At 71.6% G+C, this 15,662-nt stretch carries 16 protein-coding genes; 10 read left to right on the top strand and 6 right to left on the bottom strand.

Annotated features, from left to right (window positions below):
• Positions 1–8 precede the first annotated feature (8 nt).
• A complete protein-coding gene (locus ACZ5ON_RS08580) occupies positions 9–368 on the bottom strand; it encodes a peptidase inhibitor family I36 protein (RefSeq protein WP_465587485.1) in 360 nt (119 codons plus the stop codon).
• Between the two features lie 84 nt (positions 369–452).
• Entirely contained in the window at positions 453–848 is a 396-nt protein-coding gene (locus ACZ5ON_RS08575; RefSeq protein ID WP_465587482.1) for a hypothetical protein, read from the bottom strand.
• A gap of 376 nt (positions 849–1,224) precedes the next feature.
• On the opposite strand from ACZ5ON_RS08575, the gene ACZ5ON_RS08570 reads away from it, so the two are divergent.
• From ACZ5ON_RS08570 to ACZ5ON_RS08560, 3 genes are all read left to right on the top strand, one after another.
• A complete protein-coding gene (locus tag ACZ5ON_RS08570) occupies positions 1,225–1,434 on the top strand; it encodes a ferredoxin (protein WP_465587479.1) in 210 nt (69 codons plus the stop codon).
• Positions 1,424–2,788 carry an NAD(P)/FAD-dependent oxidoreductase gene (locus ACZ5ON_RS08565; protein WP_465587476.1) on the top strand — a complete coding sequence of 455 codons (1,365 nt, stop codon included), beginning with the start codon at positions 1,424–1,426 and terminating at the stop codon, positions 2,786–2,788. Before ACZ5ON_RS08570 ends, ACZ5ON_RS08565 begins: the two co-directional genes overlap by 11 nt.
• 93 nt (positions 2,789–2,881) lie before the next feature.
• Positions 2,882–4,108, top strand: a complete 1,227-nt coding sequence (locus ACZ5ON_RS08560; protein ID WP_465587473.1) for a cytochrome P450 — start codon at positions 2,882–2,884, stop codon at positions 4,106–4,108.
• A gap of 44 nt (positions 4,109–4,152) precedes the next feature.
• Here the strand turns inward: ACZ5ON_RS08560 and ACZ5ON_RS08555 are convergent, their stop codons facing one another.
• The 3 genes from ACZ5ON_RS08555 to tnpA form a co-directional block, all read right to left on the bottom strand.
• On the bottom strand, positions 4,153–4,608 hold the full coding sequence (locus tag ACZ5ON_RS08555) for a DUF5990 family protein (protein ID WP_465587469.1): 456 nt from the start codon (positions 4,606–4,608) through the stop codon (positions 4,153–4,155).
• Positions 4,602–5,414, bottom strand: coding sequence for an ATP-binding protein (locus ACZ5ON_RS08550; protein ID WP_465587466.1), 813 nt, complete (start codon positions 5,412–5,414; stop codon positions 4,602–4,604). Before ACZ5ON_RS08550 ends, ACZ5ON_RS08555 begins: the two co-directional genes overlap by 7 nt.
• A 103-nt stretch (positions 5,415–5,517) precedes the next feature.
• Complete coding sequence (gene tnpA / locus ACZ5ON_RS08545) at positions 5,518–5,946, bottom strand: IS200/IS605 family transposase (RefSeq protein ID WP_465587463.1); 429 nt, start codon at positions 5,944–5,946, stop codon at positions 5,518–5,520.
• 52 nt (positions 5,947–5,998) lie between these two features.
• Between tnpA and ACZ5ON_RS08540 the strand changes: the two genes are divergently transcribed.
• Positions 5,999–7,198 carry an RNA-guided endonuclease InsQ/TnpB family protein gene (locus tag ACZ5ON_RS08540; RefSeq protein WP_465587948.1) on the top strand — a complete coding sequence of 400 codons (1,200 nt, stop codon included), beginning with the start codon at positions 5,999–6,001 and terminating at the stop codon, positions 7,196–7,198.
• Positions 7,199–7,488: 290 nt separating this feature from the next.
• On the opposite strand, the gene ACZ5ON_RS08535 is transcribed toward ACZ5ON_RS08540, so the two are convergent.
• Positions 7,489–8,682 carry an FAD-dependent monooxygenase gene (locus ACZ5ON_RS08535; RefSeq protein WP_465587460.1) on the bottom strand — a complete coding sequence of 398 codons (1,194 nt, stop codon included), beginning with the start codon at positions 8,680–8,682 and terminating at the stop codon, positions 7,489–7,491.
• 184 nt (positions 8,683–8,866) lie between these two features.
• Between ACZ5ON_RS08535 and ACZ5ON_RS08530 the strand changes: the two genes are divergently transcribed.
• From ACZ5ON_RS08530 to ligA, 6 genes are all read left to right on the top strand, one after another.
• Positions 8,867–9,832, top strand: coding sequence for a TetR/AcrR family transcriptional regulator C-terminal domain-containing protein (locus ACZ5ON_RS08530; protein WP_465587941.1), 966 nt, complete (start codon positions 8,867–8,869; stop codon positions 9,830–9,832).
• Between the two features lie 96 nt (positions 9,833–9,928).
• The gene (locus ACZ5ON_RS08525; protein WP_344637710.1) at positions 9,929–10,138 is read left to right on the top strand and encodes a hypothetical protein; all 210 of its coding nucleotides are present in this window, start codon (positions 9,929–9,931) and stop codon (positions 10,136–10,138) included.
• Between the two features lie 278 nt (positions 10,139–10,416).
• Positions 10,417–11,514, top strand: a complete 1,098-nt coding sequence (locus ACZ5ON_RS08520) for an ADP-ribosylglycohydrolase family protein (protein WP_465587455.1) — start codon at positions 10,417–10,419, stop codon at positions 11,512–11,514.
• Between the two features lie 198 nt (positions 11,515–11,712).
• Positions 11,713–12,615, top strand: coding sequence for an ATP-binding cassette domain-containing protein (locus tag ACZ5ON_RS08515; RefSeq protein WP_465587452.1), 903 nt, complete (start codon positions 11,713–11,715; stop codon positions 12,613–12,615).
• A complete protein-coding gene (locus ACZ5ON_RS08510) occupies positions 12,612–13,268 on the top strand; it encodes a hypothetical protein (RefSeq protein WP_465587449.1) in 657 nt (218 codons plus the stop codon). Before ACZ5ON_RS08515 ends, ACZ5ON_RS08510 begins: the two co-directional genes overlap by 4 nt.
• Positions 13,269–13,415: 147 nt before the next feature.
• Positions 13,416–15,473: an NAD-dependent DNA ligase LigA gene (ligA, locus tag ACZ5ON_RS08505; protein WP_465587938.1), complete on the top strand. Its 2,058-nt coding sequence runs from the start codon at positions 13,416–13,418 to the stop codon at positions 15,471–15,473.
• Positions 15,474–15,662: the final 189 nt, after the last annotated feature.

Below are 15,662 nucleotides of genomic sequence, written 5' to 3'. Positions count from 1 at the left end.
TGCGGAGATCAGCAGTTGCCCCCGTTGACGCCGTCGATCCGGCCGCCGAAGTCGTCGTTGTAGGAGCGGCGCCAGTCGCCGCTGCGCACCTGCCGGGTCTCCGTCGGATTCCAGTTGGTGAGGCAGGCGTCGGTGTTCGCCACGAACGAGCCCGTGTTGTCGTGGAGTTCGGACGGCAGGTCGCGGTAGCCGCTTTTGGCCGTCCACTCCCAGCCGTAGCCGTGGAAGTCCACACCGCTCCAGAAGCAGACCGAGCCGCCGGGGCACCCGGGCGGGCCGTCGGCCGGAGCCGCCACGGCGTTCGCGGCGGGCAGCAGGACGGCGGTGACGGAAAGGACCGCGGTGGCGGCCCAGGAACGCAGCTTCACGGGGACTCCTTCGTGGTGGTGGTCGTCGAGGGGCGGGGAGCGGGGACCGCGAAGGCCGAGGTCCCCGCCGTCAGCGCTGAGCGGTCAGCACTCCCGCAGGCCCGGCGCCGGGTCGACGGAGGTGTAGATGTCCACCGCAGGGACGTTGCCCCACGGGCCGTCATCGGTCTGGGTCCAGTACCAGATGTCGTTCCCGCCCGGGTGGCGGTCCCCGTGGCCCCAGCAGGCGAACCAGCTGTACGTGGTGAGCAGGCGCCCGCGCACCGCGGAGCCGTACGAGCGGTCCGCGTACGCCTTCGCCCCGGCCTTGTTGCCGCACCACAGCTTGCCGTCGCTGTGGACGCTGCAGTCGGCGGTGGTCCGCACCCCGGCGGCCGCCGGGGCGGGGGCAGCAGCGGTGGCGCCGGGCGCGGCGGCGCCGAGTCCCGCGGTGAGTGCGGCGGCGGCCAGAGCCACCGCGAACTTCCTTCCCACAGCCATGTCTTCCTCCTGTGCTCCGGTACTTCGCTTCGCGGCGATCCGGGCGGATCGTCCGCTGTCAGCAGCGTCGGCGCCGCCTTGGGGCCGGTCCATGGGTTTCCCGTTTCCTCTCGCCACGGACGACAGGGAAACCCCTGGTGAGCACCGGTGCCGAGGCGGCCGAGGCCGCTGCCCCGGTCCTTGGCCGGCACCGCGCAGCGTCCGGGCCGCTGGTAGCCGCACGGCCGGTCGGGCCGGGTCGAAACGGGTCGGCCGCGCGGTCCCCGCGTCCGGACCCCACGCTCCGTGAACCCTCGCGCGGAGCAGCACCGGCCGCACTGCCGGCCGGGCGGCGGTAGGACGGAGGAAGACGCCGTGCTGGGAGGAGAGACCCGGGATGAAGATCGTCGTCGACCTCAACCGCTGTCAGGGCTATGCGCAGTGCGTGTTCCTCGCACCGCAGGTGTTCGAGCTGCACGGCGAGGAGGCCCTGCTGTACACCCCACTGGCACCGGAGAACGAGCGCGAGCGGGTCCGCCGGGCCGCCGCGGCCTGCCCGGTGCAGGCCATCCTGGTCGAGGAGGAGGCGGCCCCAGATGCCAGATGACCTGAAGAGCGGCCGGATCGTCATCGTCGGAGCCTCGCTGGCCGGTCTGCGAGCCGCCGAGACGCTGCGCGACGAGGGCTTCACCGGCGAGCTGACCATGGTCGGGGATGAACGCCGACCCCCGTACGACCGGCCGCCGTTGTCCAAGCAGGTGCTGCTCGGACGGGTGCGCGCCGAGGAGACCCTGCTGCCCCGGCGCCGCGAGGTGGACGCCGAGTGGAAGCTCGGTATGCGTGCCACCGGGGTGGAACCGATCGGCAAGCGCGTTCTGCTCTCCGACGGCGAGCAACTGCCCTACGACCGGCTGCTGATCGCCACTGGGACCCGGGCCAGGCCCTGGCCGAACGCCGAAGAGGGAGCGCTCGACGGGGTGTTCACCCTGCGCACCACCGAGGACGCGGCCGGCCTGGCCGAACGCCTCGAAGCCGGGCCCGGGCGGGTCCTGGTGATCGGTGCAGGGTTCACCGGCTCCGAGATCGCCTCCGCCTGCCGGGAGCGCGGCCTCGAGGTGACCGTCACCGAGCGCGGCCCGGCACCCCTGGTCGGCGCCCTCGGCAAGTCCTTCGCCACCCTCGCCGCCAAACTCCAGCTCGCCCACGGGGTCGACCTGCGCTGCGGGGTGACCGTCACCGCGCTGAACGGCCGCGACGGCAAGCTGACCGGCGCCGAACTCTCGGACGGCACCCGGATCGAGGCGGACGTCGCCGTGGTCGCCCTGGGTGCGGTCCGCAACACCGAATGGCTGGCCGAGTCCGGGCTCGCCGCCGGCCCGCGCGGCGTGGCCTGTGACGCGGGCTGCCGCGCCTTCAACATGTACGGGATCGTCACCGACGACGTCTTCGTCGCCGGCGACGTCGCCCGCTTCCCGCACCCCCTGTTCGAGTACCAGCTGATCTCCCTCGAACACTGGGGCAACGCGGTCGCGCAGGCCGAGGTGGCGGCCCACAACATGGTCAACCCCGGACCGCTGCGGCGCCCCCACCTGGCCGTGCCCGCCTTCTGGTCCAGCCAGTTCGGCCTCAACATCAAGTCCGTCGGCGTGCCCACCTTCTCCGACCAGGTGGTCCTCGCCCAGGGCTCGCTGGAGGAGCGCCGGTTCGTCGCGGTGTACGGCTACCGGGGTCGGGTGACGGCCGCCGTCAGCGTGAACCGCGCCAAGTGGCTGCCCTACTACGAGCGGCTGATCCAGACCGCCGCACCGTTCCCGCCCGAGCCGGCCACCGTCGAGCCCTCCACGCACACGCCCGTCCCCTCCGACGTGCCCGACCCGAAGGTGCTCTCGCACGGCCCGACCGTCGCGCTCACCGGCCACCTGCCCGATCTGCGCCTGACCCTGAGGCGCTGGGGCGGCTGAGCCCCGCAACACCGCGGCTGAGCCCGCGACGCCGGAGCTGAGCCCCGCGACACCCGAGACCGACGCCACCGCCACCGCCGAGGAGCCCCGCGCATGGCCGCCGCCGACACCTTGTTCCGCCGGATCACCGACTACGCCAACCGCGCCGACCCCTACCCGCTCTACGCCGAGCTCCGCGAGGCCGGCGTGGTCCGCCAGGACGACGGCAGTTACCTGGTCGGCACCTACCACGAGATCGCCGGGCTGCTGCACGACCCGAGGATCAGCTCGGACCGCCGCAACCGCACCGTCCCGGACCCGCTCGCGTTCGAGGAGACGGACCTGCCGCCCGCCTTCATCGGCCGCGACGACCCCGAGCACGAACGGCTGCGCAACATCGCCATGCGGCCCTTCGGCCCGCCCCACACGCCCGGTCGGATCGACGCCATGCACGGCGAGATCACCCACATCACCACCCAGCTGATCGACGCGCTGCGCGGCCGGGACCGGATCGACCTGGTCGAGGACTTCGCCTACCAGCTCCCGGTCACCGTCATCTGCCGGCTGCTCGGCGTGCCGCGCGAGGACGAGCCGAAGTTCCACGCCTGGACGGAGGCGGTGATCGCCGGCTTCGACCCCAGCCCCGACAGCAACCCGGAGGAACGTCTGCGCACCGCCACGGACGCCCGGACCGCGATGGGCCGGTACCTCGGCGACCTCGCCGAAGGCCGCCGGGGCAAGCCCTCCGACGACCTGCTCTCCGCGTTCGTCAACGACCCCGGACCCGAGGGCGGTTTCACCCGCCCGGAGCTGATGACCACCGCCGTCCTGCTGATGATCGCCGGGCACGAGACCACCGTCAACCTGATCACCAACGGCGTACTCACCCTGCTGCGCTACCCCGAGGCAATGGAACTGCTGCGTCGCGAACCAGAGTTGATGCCGAGGGCGGTGGAGGAGCTGCTGCGCTACGAACCCCCGGTCCATCTGCTGCCGCAGCGCACCGCGCTCACCGACATCGAGGTGGCCGGGGTCACCATCCCCAAGGGCGTGCCGGTCATCCTGGTGCTCGCCTCCGGCAACCGCGACCCCCGGCGCTTCCAGGACCCCGACCGTTTCGACCCGACCCGCCGGGACAACCAGCACTTCGGCTTCGGCAGCGGCGTACACGCCTGCTTCGGCGCACCACTCGCCCGGATCGAGGCCCAGATCGCGCTCACCGAGGTCGTCCGCCGCCTGGACGGCCCGCGACTGCTCCAGGACCCTCCGCCGTACCGGCGCAGCCCGGTCCTGCGCGGCCCCCGCCACCTGCCGCTCGAACTCGCCGGACTGAAGGACTGAACAGCGGGGACGCTCCGAGGCGCAAACGGACCGGCTGGGTTCGGTCAGGGTGCGGCGGACCAGGTGACCAGCGGGGGCCGTACCCGGGCGCACAACGGGTGGCCCTTGGCATCGGTGAGCGGTAGCCGGGCGACCAGCAGCCCCGATCGCAGCGCCTCCGCCGCGACCGCCGGTTCGACGTCGTCCAGCATCAGCTTCGCCCGGCGGAACACGGCGAACGTCCCGTGCTCGTCGACACTGCCCCAGGACAGGTAGACGAACCGTTCCGCCGGACGGCCCTGGACATAGGGGCTCCTGAAGTCCACCCCGGCCCGGGTGGCGGTCGCCGTGCAGTCGAACGTCCAGCACGCCGAGGCGGCGTCGCCGGGCTGCGGATCGAGCAGCTCCTCCCGCCGCTCCCGGCGCTGCACCGCGACATGGATGTTCTCCGCACCGGGGAAGCCGGGACCCGGGGCGCAGCTGCGCCCCGGCAGGTCGAACGCTTCGATCCGGATCAGCATGACGCCATCATGCCCCGACAGGCCGGCGGCCCCGTACGGGCGGCGGCGCACCGCTCCTGGTGGTCGCCGCCGGCTTCGACGAGATCCCCTTCGCCCGCTACGGCGCCTTCCAGCGGTGCGGCTACGCGGTCGTGGGCGTCAACATCCCGCTGCAGGCCGGATGACCGACTGGCAGGGAACTCCACGGCCACCATCCGTTCCCGGGACACCCGGTCGAGCAGCACCACCGAGGCCGCTTCCGGCACGGTACGCATGCCGTGGTGGGAGAGCCCGTGCAGCAGTCGGCCGAGTCCGCGCCGGTGCCCGGTGAAGACACGGCGGGACGCCCACCGGCCCCGCGCCCGCTGGCCGGCGAGGGCCTCGGCGGCGCCGACGTCCAGCACCACGAGGTGCAACTCACGCCCGCTGCGCTCGACGGTCAGCGACAGCCAGCGCCGCATCCAGGACCGGCTGCCGCAGTCGTGGACCAGTACCGGATCCCCGTCCCGGGCCCGCGCGTTCAGCCGCAGGAAGTAGTCGAGCCGTGCTCCGGGACGGTACACCGGGTACGGGAGCCAGTCGGGCATGACGGCCTGCCAGGCGACGTGGGCGGCACGCGGGTCGATCACCGCGGTGCTGCGGGACCAGCGCCGCAGCAGGGTGCTCTTGCCGGCCCCGGGCAGGCCCGAGACCACCACCACGGAACCGGGCGGGTACGACAGCGTCACCGGATCGCCCGCCTGCGCGCGCAGATCCACCAACCCGCGCGGACGGACCACCACCCCCGGCCGCTCCGGTACCGCGGCCTGCTCGTTCAGTGCTTCCATCCCTTGATCTTCGCAGGGAATCCCGGCCTTCAGGCCGGGTGGGAATGCGATCCTTGGCCCGGAGGCGCGGAGCGCCGGAGTTCTCTGCGTCCTGGGGTGACGGTCAGGCTGGCCGTTTCTGGTTCTCGATGTACTCCTTGACGATGCTCAGTGGTGCGCCACCGCAGGAACCCACGAAGTACGAGGGTGCCCAGAACACCGAGCCCATCCCGATCCGGTTGATTCGTCCCGTGTACTCCGCCCGCAGGTAGCGGGAGCTGACGCCTTTCAGGCTGTTGACCAGCCTGGAGACGGTGACCTTCGGTGGGTAGTGCACCAGCAGGTGGACGTGGTCGCCTTCGCCGTTGAACTCCCGCAGCTCACCGCCGAAGCTCTCGCACACGTCCCGCATGATCGCCTCGCAGCGGCTCAGCATCTCGTCGTTGAAGATCTCACGCCGGTACTTCGTGACGAACACCAAGTGCGCATGCAGGTTGTGAACAACGTGGTTTCCGCGTCGGATATCAGGGTCTGGCTCCCAGCGTGGTGACATACACCGATGCTAGTGTGACCACGTTCACATGAGCGAGGAGGGGGTGGGCTGGATGATCCGTGCGTACAAGTTCCTCATGCGGCCCACCACGGGGCAGGCCCAAGCCCTCGCCGAGATGCTGCGGGATCACTGCTCGCTCTACAACGGCGCGTTGCAAGAACGCCGCGACGCCTACCGGCACGTCTCGAAGACGAGCATCAATTACGGGATGCAGTCCGCGCAGCTCAAGGAGATCCGGGCGTTCGATCCAGAGCGTCAGGGCCGGTGGTCGTTCTCCTCCCAACAGGCCACGCTGCGCCGTCTGGACAAGGCGTTCGCCGCGTTCTTTCGTCGGGTGAAGTCCGGCCAGACGCCCGGCTATCCCCGGTTCCGGGGTGGCAACCAGTTCGACACGGTGGAGTTCCCGAAGGACGGCGACGGATGCCGGTGGGATTCCACCCCCTACGACCCGGTGACCCGCGTCCGGCTCCAGGGCGTCGGCCATGTGAAGGTGCACCAGCACCGCCCGGCGGTCGGCAAGGTCAAGACGATCTCGGTGAAGCGCGAGGGTCGTGGGTGGTTCGTCGGGCTGACCTGCGAGCAGGACCGGCCCGAACCACTCCCGGCCACCGGCTCCGTGGTTGGTATCGACCTGGGCATAACCAACTTCCTCGCCGACTCCGACGGCGGGTTCGTGCCCAATCCGCGCCACGGTCGGACGGCTGCTGCGAAGCTCGAAGCCGCGCAACAGGCCCTCACCCGGTGCCAGCGCCGCGGCAATCGGCGGCGCAAGGCCGTTCAGCGCGTGGCCACCCTGCATCGCAAGGTCCGCCGTCAGCGGCTCGACCACGCGCACAAGACCGCGCTCACCCTGGTCCGCGCACATGACGTCATCGCGCACGAAGACCTCAAGATCCGCAACATGACCCGCTCGCCCGTGCCGAAGCCCGACCCTGACCGGCCCGGTGCCTTCCTTCCCAACGGTGCGGCGGCCAAGGCCGGGCTCAACCGCTCGATAGCCGATGCCGGTTGGGGGGTGTTCCTGACGATCCTGCACGTCAAGGCTGAAAGCGCCGGACGGGAAGTCATCGCCGTGGACCCTCGCAACACCTCCCGCCAGTGCCCGCTTTGTGGGTACACCGCGCGGGAGAACCGGCCCACACAGGAGGAGTTCCACTGTCAGTCATGCGGCCACACGGCGCATGCTGACACGGTGGGAGCGATCAACGTTCTACGGGCCGGGCTGGTCCGTCGCGAGGCCAACCCGGCATAGCGAGAAGCCCCGGCGCGCACGCCGGGGAGGAGTCACGTCCAGCCCGTCCATCGCGTCCACGTACTCGTTCCCGGCTCAATCATCGGCGATGGCCGGCTCGACCGCGGACGACAGGTCCCGGGCGAGGATCCGACGATCGCCGCCCGACCCGGCACCGCCTCCGCCGTGCAGGGACAACTGGCCGGCGTTGCCGGGCGTTGACGCCGAATCCTGCGAAAGGCGCTGGGCGGGCGGGTCGTCAAGTGATCGCCCGCCGCCACCTGGTGACCGGCGCCGACGGCGGAGCACGGCTACGCGTACTCGGGCAGGGCGATGTTCCCGGCCTTGGCGAACTGCGCGGCCATCAGGTTCCGCATCGGCCAGCGGGTCATCGAGCGCATCGAAGCGGCCCGCAGGCGGATGGCCAGCGCGCTGGACGGCGCGTACCCCTTGGCGCCGCCGGGCGGCAGTTCCTGCGCCTGGTCGACATACGGGCGCATGATCCGGTCGTAGTTGCGGAAGGCGACGCGGTGGTCGCCGTCGGCCGCGGCCAGCTCGCCGGCCAGTACGTAGGCGCCGACCAGGGCCAGGCTGGTGCCCAGGCCGGTGAGCGGTGTCGCGCAGTATCCGGCGTCGCCGAGGAGTACCGCGCGGCCGCGTGACCAGGAGTCGAGGTGTACCTGGCCCATCGAGTCGAAGTGGAAGTCGGATGCGGTGCGCATGGCCCGCAGCAGCCTCGGGACCTCCCATCCGGCGCCGGCGAACCGCCGGGCCAGCAGCTCCCGTTGGGCGTCGGTGTCGCGGCGGTCGTAGGCGATCGGGGCGGAGCGGAAGCTGAGCCCGGCCTTGACCTCACCGGGGAGGCGGCCCGGCCGGGCCGCTGCGACGAGTCCGCCGGGGGCGTTGTACATCTGGTACCAGCCGTCGAGCTCCATGGCCTCGGTGGCGGTGAACCAGGCGTGGTGGACGCCGAGCGGGCGGACGCACTCCGCCTCCGGGCCGAAGGCGAGAGCGCGCACCACCGAGTGCAGTCCGTCCGCGCCGACCACCAGTCCGAAGCGGCGCGGGGCGGACTTCTCGAAGGTGACGGTGACTCCGTCCGCGTCCTGGTCGAGCCAGGTGACGGTGTCGTCGAAGAGGTACTCGACGTCGTGACGGGTCGTCTGGTGGAGCAGGTCGCCCAGGTCGCCGCGGAGGATCTCGATCTCGGAGACGATGCCCTCGCCGCCGAAGCTGTCCTCCGGCATCCGGGCGGTGAACCGGCCGGCGGTGTCGACCAGGGCCAGGCCGCGCTGGTCGACGCTCAGTGCCCGGGCCTGGTCCATCAGCCCCATCCGGGTGATCACGGTACGGCCGGCGCCCCGCAGGTCCACGGTCTGGCCGCCCGGCCTGGGGGCCGGCGCCCGCTCGACCACGGTCACGGTGAAGCCTGCCTTGCGTAGCCAGTACGCCAGCGCGGGTCCGGCGATGCCGCCGCCGGAGACGAGGATCTCGGTGTTCTGCATAGAGCAGAATGTATGGCGTACGCAGTGCACTATGCAAGTCATAAAACCGCTGCTGACTAGGCGAGTTGGCAATCCAGTGCACTAGTGCGGGTGGCTCTTCTTGGTGCCGTTTGGTGCTGCGGCTAAGCTGGCGTTGCCATTCGAGGTGCACTAGTGCGGAGAGGGAGACGTGGAGAAACAGGACATGCCGCGCTACAGCCGGATCGTCGCGGAACTGCGCGGGCGCATCGAGTCGGGTGAGCTGGCGCCGGGTGACCGGGTGCCCTCGACCCGTGAGATCACCCGGCAGTGGGGAGTCGCGATGGCGACCGCCACCCGGGTGCTCACCGAACTCCGGCAGGCGGGTCTGGTCCATGCCGTACCGGGCGTCGGCACCGTCGTCGCGGCCCCCGCCGCGGCCCCCGCCGCGGCTCCCGGCACGGTTCCTGCCGGGCCTGTTGCCGGGGCCGGGGAGCGGGCGGCGCGTACCCGGCGGAGGGGTGGAGCGGAAGCCGGGCTCGCATCCGAGCGGATCGTCGCCACGGCCGTCGAGGTCGCCGACCGGGAGGGGCTCGCCGCGGTCTCGATGCGCCGGGTGGCGGCCGAGCTGGGGGTGGCGACCATGTCGCTGTACCGGCACGTGGCCGACAAGGACGACCTGCTGACGCAGATGCTGGACCGGGTCTTCACCGAGTCGCCGCTGCCCGAGGAGCCGCCGGAGGGCTGGCGGGAACGGCTCGAACTCGGCGCAGGGATGCTGTGGGCGATGTTCCGCCGGCATCCCTGGCTGGCGCTGGCCCTCTCGATGACCCGTCCGCAGCCGGTCGCCGGCGCGATTCCGTACACCGAATGGGCACTTGCCGCCCTGGACGGCCACGGTCTCGACCTGTCGACGGTCTTCACCGCGCACCTCACGCTCTTCAACTACGTCCGGGGCACCGCGGTCAACCTGGAGCTGGAGATGGACGCGGAGGCACTCACCGGCCTCGACAGCGAGGAGTGGCTGGCCAGTCAGGAGCCCGCGTTGGACGCGATCCTGGCCGCCGGTGACTTCCCGAACATGCGACGGCTCACCGAGGTCGGGTACGACTTCGACCTCGACGGCCTGTTCGAGTTCGGCCTGCAGCGCATTCTGGACGGCATCGCGGTTCTCCTCGAGCGGCAGCGTTGACGCCGCTTTCCGCGAGCCGCACTTAATCCCAGCGATCAAGGAGGAATGGGGCGTATCGTCATGAACTCGCCCGTAGTGAGCGGAGGTTAACCAGAGATGGGACTGTTCAGGGACGCCCCGCCCCGTGAGCATCCGGAGTACGCCCAACTGCGTTTCATGGCAGCCGGATCACCGTCGTGGTGGAAGCAGAACCGGCACAAGGTGCTGGCGGTCGCAGGCCTCCTGGTCGGCTTCTGGCTGGCCGGCCACCACGACGCCGCACCCAAGACCTGCGCCCCGGCCATCACTTCGACCGGCGCCAACTGATCCCACCGGCAGGCCCGTCCCCGTCGGCCGACGGGGACGGGCACTCCTGCCTGCCCGGAGATGCTCGTGACCCCGCACCGGCGGACGGCGACCTGCCACAGTGCCGCCGGTGGACCGTGCATGCCGTGCCGTGGTCACGACATGGCCGGGCCCGGCCCCGACACACGGTCAAGCGTCCCTCGAGCAACGGGGTCACCGAGAGCCGGTGGCGAGACCGCCGGCCTCTACGATGTGGCAGGCGCAAGCGTGATGATCAGCGGGTTACGGGGGCTTCGAGGATGTATCAGTCATGGGACGAGTTGGTGGCGTACCGCTCCAGGATCCGGGGCTGTGTGCTCGGCGGGGCCATCGGGGACGCCCTCGGGTATCCGATCGAGTTCCTCCCCCTGAGTGCGATCCGGGAGAGATTCGGGGCCGCCGGTGTCACCGGCCTCGTTCCGGACCACGAAGGTGTGACCGGGCGGATCAGCGATGACACCCAGATGACCCTCTTCACCGCCGAAGGGGTCCTGGGCGCCTACCGCCGAGCCGCGGCGAAGGGCATCGGCGGGGCGGAGACGGCGATGGTCATGGACGCGTACCTGCGCTGGCTGGACACCCAGCACCACCCCGCCCCGCCGCCCCGGGACAGCAGCCTCCGGCACCACTCCGGATGGCTGCGCGAGCAGACCTGGCTGTACGCGCGGCGGGCTCCCGGCAACGCGTGCCTCTCCGGCCTAAGGGAGGCCCACACCCCGAAACCGTGGGGCGGGCTCGACGGAACGCCCGGGCCGGTGAACCCCGACTCCAAGGGCTGCGGCACCGTCATGCGCTCCGCACCCTTCGGTTTCACCGGAGCGGGCGCGCAGTCCTCCTTCGAACTCGCCGCCCGCTGCGCCCAGATCACCCACGGCCACCCCACCGGTTACTACGCCGCCGGCGCACTCGCCGCCATGATCAGCCGACTGGTCAACGGGGACAGCCTGGAGGGCGCCGCGCTGCGGGCGATGCAGGTCCTCGCCCGCTATCCGGGCCACGAGGAGACAACCGCCGCGCTGCGCAAGGCGATCGACCTCGCGGCCGAGGGCGATCCGACCCCTTCGACGCTGGAGAGCCTGGGCGGGGGCTGGATCGCGGAGGAGGCGCTGGCCATCGCGCTCTACGCGGCGCTGGCCGGGCGCACCGTCGAGGCGGCGCTGCTGCTCTCCGTCAACCACTCCGGCGACAGCGACTCCACCGGGGCCATCTGCGGCAACCTGCTCGGCGCACGCCACGGGGACGTGCGCCTCCCGCACGACTGGCTGACCCGGATCGAGGGCCGCGCCGTGCTGACGCTGCTCGCGGACGACTTCGCCGCCGAGGTCAACCCGGGCAGCGGGCGGGTCTGGAACTACTGACCGGACACCACCTCTTCCAGGGCCGTGCCGCCGCCACCCGACGGGTTCTCGTCGGGTGGTACCGGCACGCCACCCGTCGGCAGTGGTCTTCGGTGGTACGGCCAGGCCGACACCTGGCGTGGACGGGCCTTCGCGAACGCGCCGACCTCCTATCGTGGTCGGGTGTCGTCAGGCAGTCGGATGGGACGAGGAGTTGGCGTGCCGCGGCTCGAGGCAGTGAGCAAGCGTTACGGACGGGGGGAGTGGGTCGTCAGAGACGTCCACGCGGAGATACCCACCGGGGAGGTGGTGGCGTTCACGGGCGGCAACGGGTCGGGGAAGTCGACGCTGCTGCGGATGCTGGTCGGTACCTCCCGGCCGACGAGCGGGGTGGTCTCCGGCCGGCCCCGGCAGGTCGGTTACGTCCCCGACCGCTTCGCCCCCGACGGGCACATGTCGGCCGTGGCGTACCTGACCCACATGGGTCGCATCCGGGGCCTGGGCACGCGGGTCGCCGCCACCAGGGCGCACCAACTGCTGGACCGCCTCGCGCTGGTGGGCGGCAAGGAGGCCCGGCTGCACACCCTGTCCAAGGGCAACGCGCAGAAGGTGGCGCTGGCCCAGGCGCTGCTGGTGGAACCGGAGTTGCTGGTGCTCGACGAGCCCTGGTCCGGGCTCGACGCCTCGGCGCACGGCACCCTGACCGAGATCATCTCCGAGGTGGCCCGTGCCGGCGGTTCGGTGGTCTTCACCGACCACCGGGAGTCGATCACCAGGGTGCTCTCCTCGCGCACCTACACCGTCAGCAAGGGGACGGTGGCGCTCCGCCCGCCGCAGGAGCAGCCCGCTCACCGTCCGGTTGCCGAGGTCGCCCTGACGTTCCCGGAACACGGCGGCACGCCCGGCGAGCCGGACTGGGACGCGCTCGGCGGTGTGCGGTCGGTCGCGCGGCGCGACGCCCGTCTCGTCGTCACCGTGGACCGTGACTTCGTCGACGCGCTGCTGCTGGCCGTGCTGCGCAGCGGGTGGTCGGTACTGACCGTGACCCGGGAGGAGCGGGGCCGGGCCACCGCGCACCCGGTCGAGGACATGGGCGCCGTGCCCGGGGGGAGTGTCCGGTGATCGCCCTGATCCGCTACTCATTCGCCACCGCGCTGCACACCCAGCGGTACCTCGCGCCGTTCCTGCTGTTCACCGGTCTGATGGGCGTGCTGACCGCCAACGGCAGCGGTCCGCTCCCGCCGGCGTACGCCTCCTCGGCGGGGGCGCTGTTCGTCGCCTCCACCTGGCTGACCACCGCGCTGATCGGTATCGACAGCCCGGTGCAGCGGGCGATCGTGGTGGTCGGCAGCGGCAGGGCGGTCAAAGTACTGGCCGGCTCGATCGCCACGGTGCTCATCAGCTGCATGTTCCTGATGGTCTTCGGGCTGCTCTTCCCGCTCTGGGTGGGCTCCTACCACGTCCGTCCTGCCGACCTCCTGCTCGGGGTGATCGCCCAACTCACCTGCGCGCTCACCGGAATCGCCATCGGACTGCCGTGCTCGCGGCTGGTGTTCAGGCGCCAGGGCCATGCCCTGGTCGCGGCGCTGGCCCTGGTCATGGGCTTCCTCTTCACCCAGGGCGCGCCACCCGTCAACCGGCTCTTCCGGCTGATGGCGACATCCACCGACTCCGCCGCCCTGCTGGCCCCGTCAACCGGCATGCTGGCCATCGCGACCGGCCTCTGCCTGGCATCCGCGTGCACCACCCACTACCTCACCAGCCGCAGGGAGTGACCGGAACGACCTCCGTCGCACCCGCCGAGGCCGTTCCGACCCACCCCGGGCGGCCCGAGGAGCCAGGGCCGCATGCCGCGCTGACGAGCCGGGCCTCCTCGTCCGAGAGCCCGCAGACCGGCGGCGTTGTCAGTGCCTACCACCATGATGAGCGGCATGAAGGAAACAGCCGTTCTGGTCTCTCCCGCCGCCTACGCCGATGCCGTCACCACCGCCGTCCAGGCGGCCGCGGCCTACTACGCCGACGGCAGCACGCCGCTGGGTGACGACGAGTACGACGCGCTGCTGCGCGCGATCGAGGCGTACGAACTCGCGCACCCCGACGGGGCGCTGCCGGCGTCACCGACCGGCAAGGTCGCCGGCGGAGCGGCGGTCGGGGACATCCCGCACTTCGTGCCGATGCTCAGTCTTGACAACGTCTTCTCCGCCGAGGAGTTGACGGCCTGGGCCGCCGGGCTGGAGCGCAGACTCGGGCAGCCGGTTCAGGGCTGGTGCGTGGAGCCCAAGTTGGACGGCCTGGCGGTCGCCGCCCGTTACCGCGAGGGCCGGCTGGTCCAGTTGATCACCCGGGGCGACGGACTGGCGGGCGAGGACATCACCCACGCCGCCGACGCCGTGCTCGGCCTGCCCGCCCTGCTCACCGAGGCGGTGGACGTCGAGCTGCGCGGCGAAGTCCTGCTCACCCAGGAGCAGTTCGAGGTGGCCAACCGGGTGCGCGTAGAGCACGGCGCGACCCCGTTCGCGAATCCGCGCAACGGCGCCGCCGGCACCCTGCGCGCCAAGGACCGTCCGTACCGCATCGAGCTGACCTTCTTCGCCTACGGGGCGGTCGGCCTCGCCGGGCTCGCCCACAGCGAGCTGCTCGCCCGCCTCGCCGAGCTCGGCGCCAACACCGCGGCCACCACCCCCGCGCACCCCGTGCGCTGCGAGGAGCTGTCGCAGATCGAGTCCCGCATCGAGGAGATCGCAGCCCTGCGCGCATCGCTGCCGTTCGGGATCGACGGGATAGTCGTCAAGGCGGACGCCGCCGCTGACCGGGAGCAGGCCGGCTCCGGTTCCCGGGCGCCGCGCTGGGCGGTCGCCTACAAGCTCCCCGCCGTGCACAAGGTCACCCGGCTGCTCGCCGTGGAATGGAACGTCGGGCGCACCGGTGTGATCGCCCCGCGCGCCGTCCTGGAGCCGGTGGTGGTCGACGGGGTCACCGTGACGTACGCGACGCTGCACAACCCGGCCGACATCACCCGTCGCGGCCTGCTGATCGGTGATCAGGTCTTCGTCCACCGGGCCGGTGACGTGATCCCGCGGGTGGAGGCCCCGTTGGTCGAGCAGCGCACCGGCGCGGAGCAGCCGATCGTCTTCCCCGAGGTCTGCCCCCGCTGCGGCGACGGGATCGACACCTCGCAGCAGCGCTGGCGCTGTGTCCGTGGCCGTGGCTGCCAGGCGGTCGCCTCCATCCGCTACGCGGTCGGCCGGGACCAGCTGGACGTCGAGGGACTCGGCGGCACTCGCGCCGTGCAGCTCGTCGATGCCGGGCTGGTCGCCGACGTCGCGGACCTCTTCGCACTGACCAGGGAGCAGCTGCTCACCCTGGACCGGATGGGCGGGACCAGTGCCGACAACCTGCTGGCCGCCATCGAGGCGGCCCGGACGAGGCCGCTGAACCGGGTGTTCTGCGCACTCGGAGTCCGGGGTACCGGCCGGTCGATGTCGCGGCGCATCGCGAACCACTTCGGCAGTATGGCCGCCATCCGCGCGGCCGACGAGGCGGCCTTGGCCGACGTCGAGGGCATCGGCGCGGAGAAGGCTTCGGTGATCGTCGCCGAGCTCGCCGAACTCGCCCCCGTGCTCGACAAGCTCGCCGCTCAGGGCGTCGGGGTCGGCGAGACGGCTCCCGCCGCGGCTGTCGTGCCGGCCGGTACCGACGGTGTCGTCGGCCCGCCGCTGGTCCAGGCGGGTCCGCTCGCGGGAGAGGCCGTGGTGGTCACCGGCAGCATGACCGGTCCACTCGGAGCGCTCTCCCGCAACGAGATCAACGAACTGATCGAGCAGGCCGGCGGCAAGGCCTCGTCCTCGGTCTCCAAGCGCACCACTCTCCTCGTCGCAGGAGAGAAGGCCGGCTCCAAGCGGACCAGGGCAGAGGAGCTCGGCATACGGATCCTCACCCCGCAGGAGTTCGCCGAGCTGGTGGCCGACCTGCTCGCCTGACGGCCCGCGCTCCGCGAGGACCCCTGGCGGACCACCGCTGACCTCGGCGTCGGCGGTCCACCACCGACCGGGGCGCCGGCGAACGGGCGGCCACGGCCGTGCTCCGAGCTGCCGCATCCAGCGGAGATCGGTTTCAACGTCGTCGCCTTCGTCCCGTGCCGGGCCGGCTGCGACGTCCAGGACGTCGGG

The sequence above is a fragment of the Kitasatospora sp. NPDC032150 genome (assembly GCF_055579945.1).
This window is presented reverse-complemented; position numbering and strand designations above follow the sequence as displayed.

Excerpts from the sequence above, each read along its gene's own strand:
- tnpA (WP_465587463.1), bottom strand. The coding sequence starts at position 5,946 with ATGTCACCACGCTGGGAGCCAGACCCTGATATCCGACGCGGAAACCAC.
- ACZ5ON_RS08530 (WP_465587941.1), top strand. The coding sequence starts at position 8,867 with ATGCCGCGCTACAGCCGGATCGTCGCGGAACTGCGCGGGCGCATCGAG.
- ACZ5ON_RS08570 (WP_465587479.1), top strand. The coding sequence starts at position 1,225 with ATGAAGATCGTCGTCGACCTCAACCGCTGTCAGGGCTATGCGCAGTGC.
- ACZ5ON_RS08575 (WP_465587482.1), bottom strand. The coding sequence starts at position 848 with ATGGCTGTGGGAAGGAAGTTCGCGGTGGCTCTGGCCGCCGCCGCACTC.
- ACZ5ON_RS08540 (WP_465587948.1), top strand. The coding sequence starts at position 5,999 with ATGATCCGTGCGTACAAGTTCCTCATGCGGCCCACCACGGGGCAGGCC.
- ACZ5ON_RS08550 (WP_465587466.1), bottom strand. The coding sequence starts at position 5,414 with ATGGAAGCACTGAACGAGCAGGCCGCGGTACCGGAGCGGCCGGGGGTG.
- ACZ5ON_RS08525 (WP_344637710.1), top strand. The coding sequence starts at position 9,929 with ATGGGACTGTTCAGGGACGCCCCGCCCCGTGAGCATCCGGAGTACGCC.
- ACZ5ON_RS08560 (WP_465587473.1), top strand. The coding sequence starts at position 2,882 with ATGGCCGCCGCCGACACCTTGTTCCGCCGGATCACCGACTACGCCAAC.
- ACZ5ON_RS08520 (WP_465587455.1), top strand. The coding sequence starts at position 10,417 with ATGTATCAGTCATGGGACGAGTTGGTGGCGTACCGCTCCAGGATCCGG.
- ACZ5ON_RS08555 (WP_465587469.1), bottom strand. The coding sequence starts at position 4,608 with ATGCTGATCCGGATCGAAGCGTTCGACCTGCCGGGGCGCAGCTGCGCC.
- ligA (WP_465587938.1), top strand. The coding sequence starts at position 13,416 with ATGAGCGGCATGAAGGAAACAGCCGTTCTGGTCTCTCCCGCCGCCTAC.
- ACZ5ON_RS08565 (WP_465587476.1), top strand. The coding sequence starts at position 1,424 with ATGCCAGATGACCTGAAGAGCGGCCGGATCGTCATCGTCGGAGCCTCG.
- ACZ5ON_RS08535 (WP_465587460.1), bottom strand. The coding sequence starts at position 8,682 with ATGCAGAACACCGAGATCCTCGTCTCCGGCGGCGGCATCGCCGGACCC.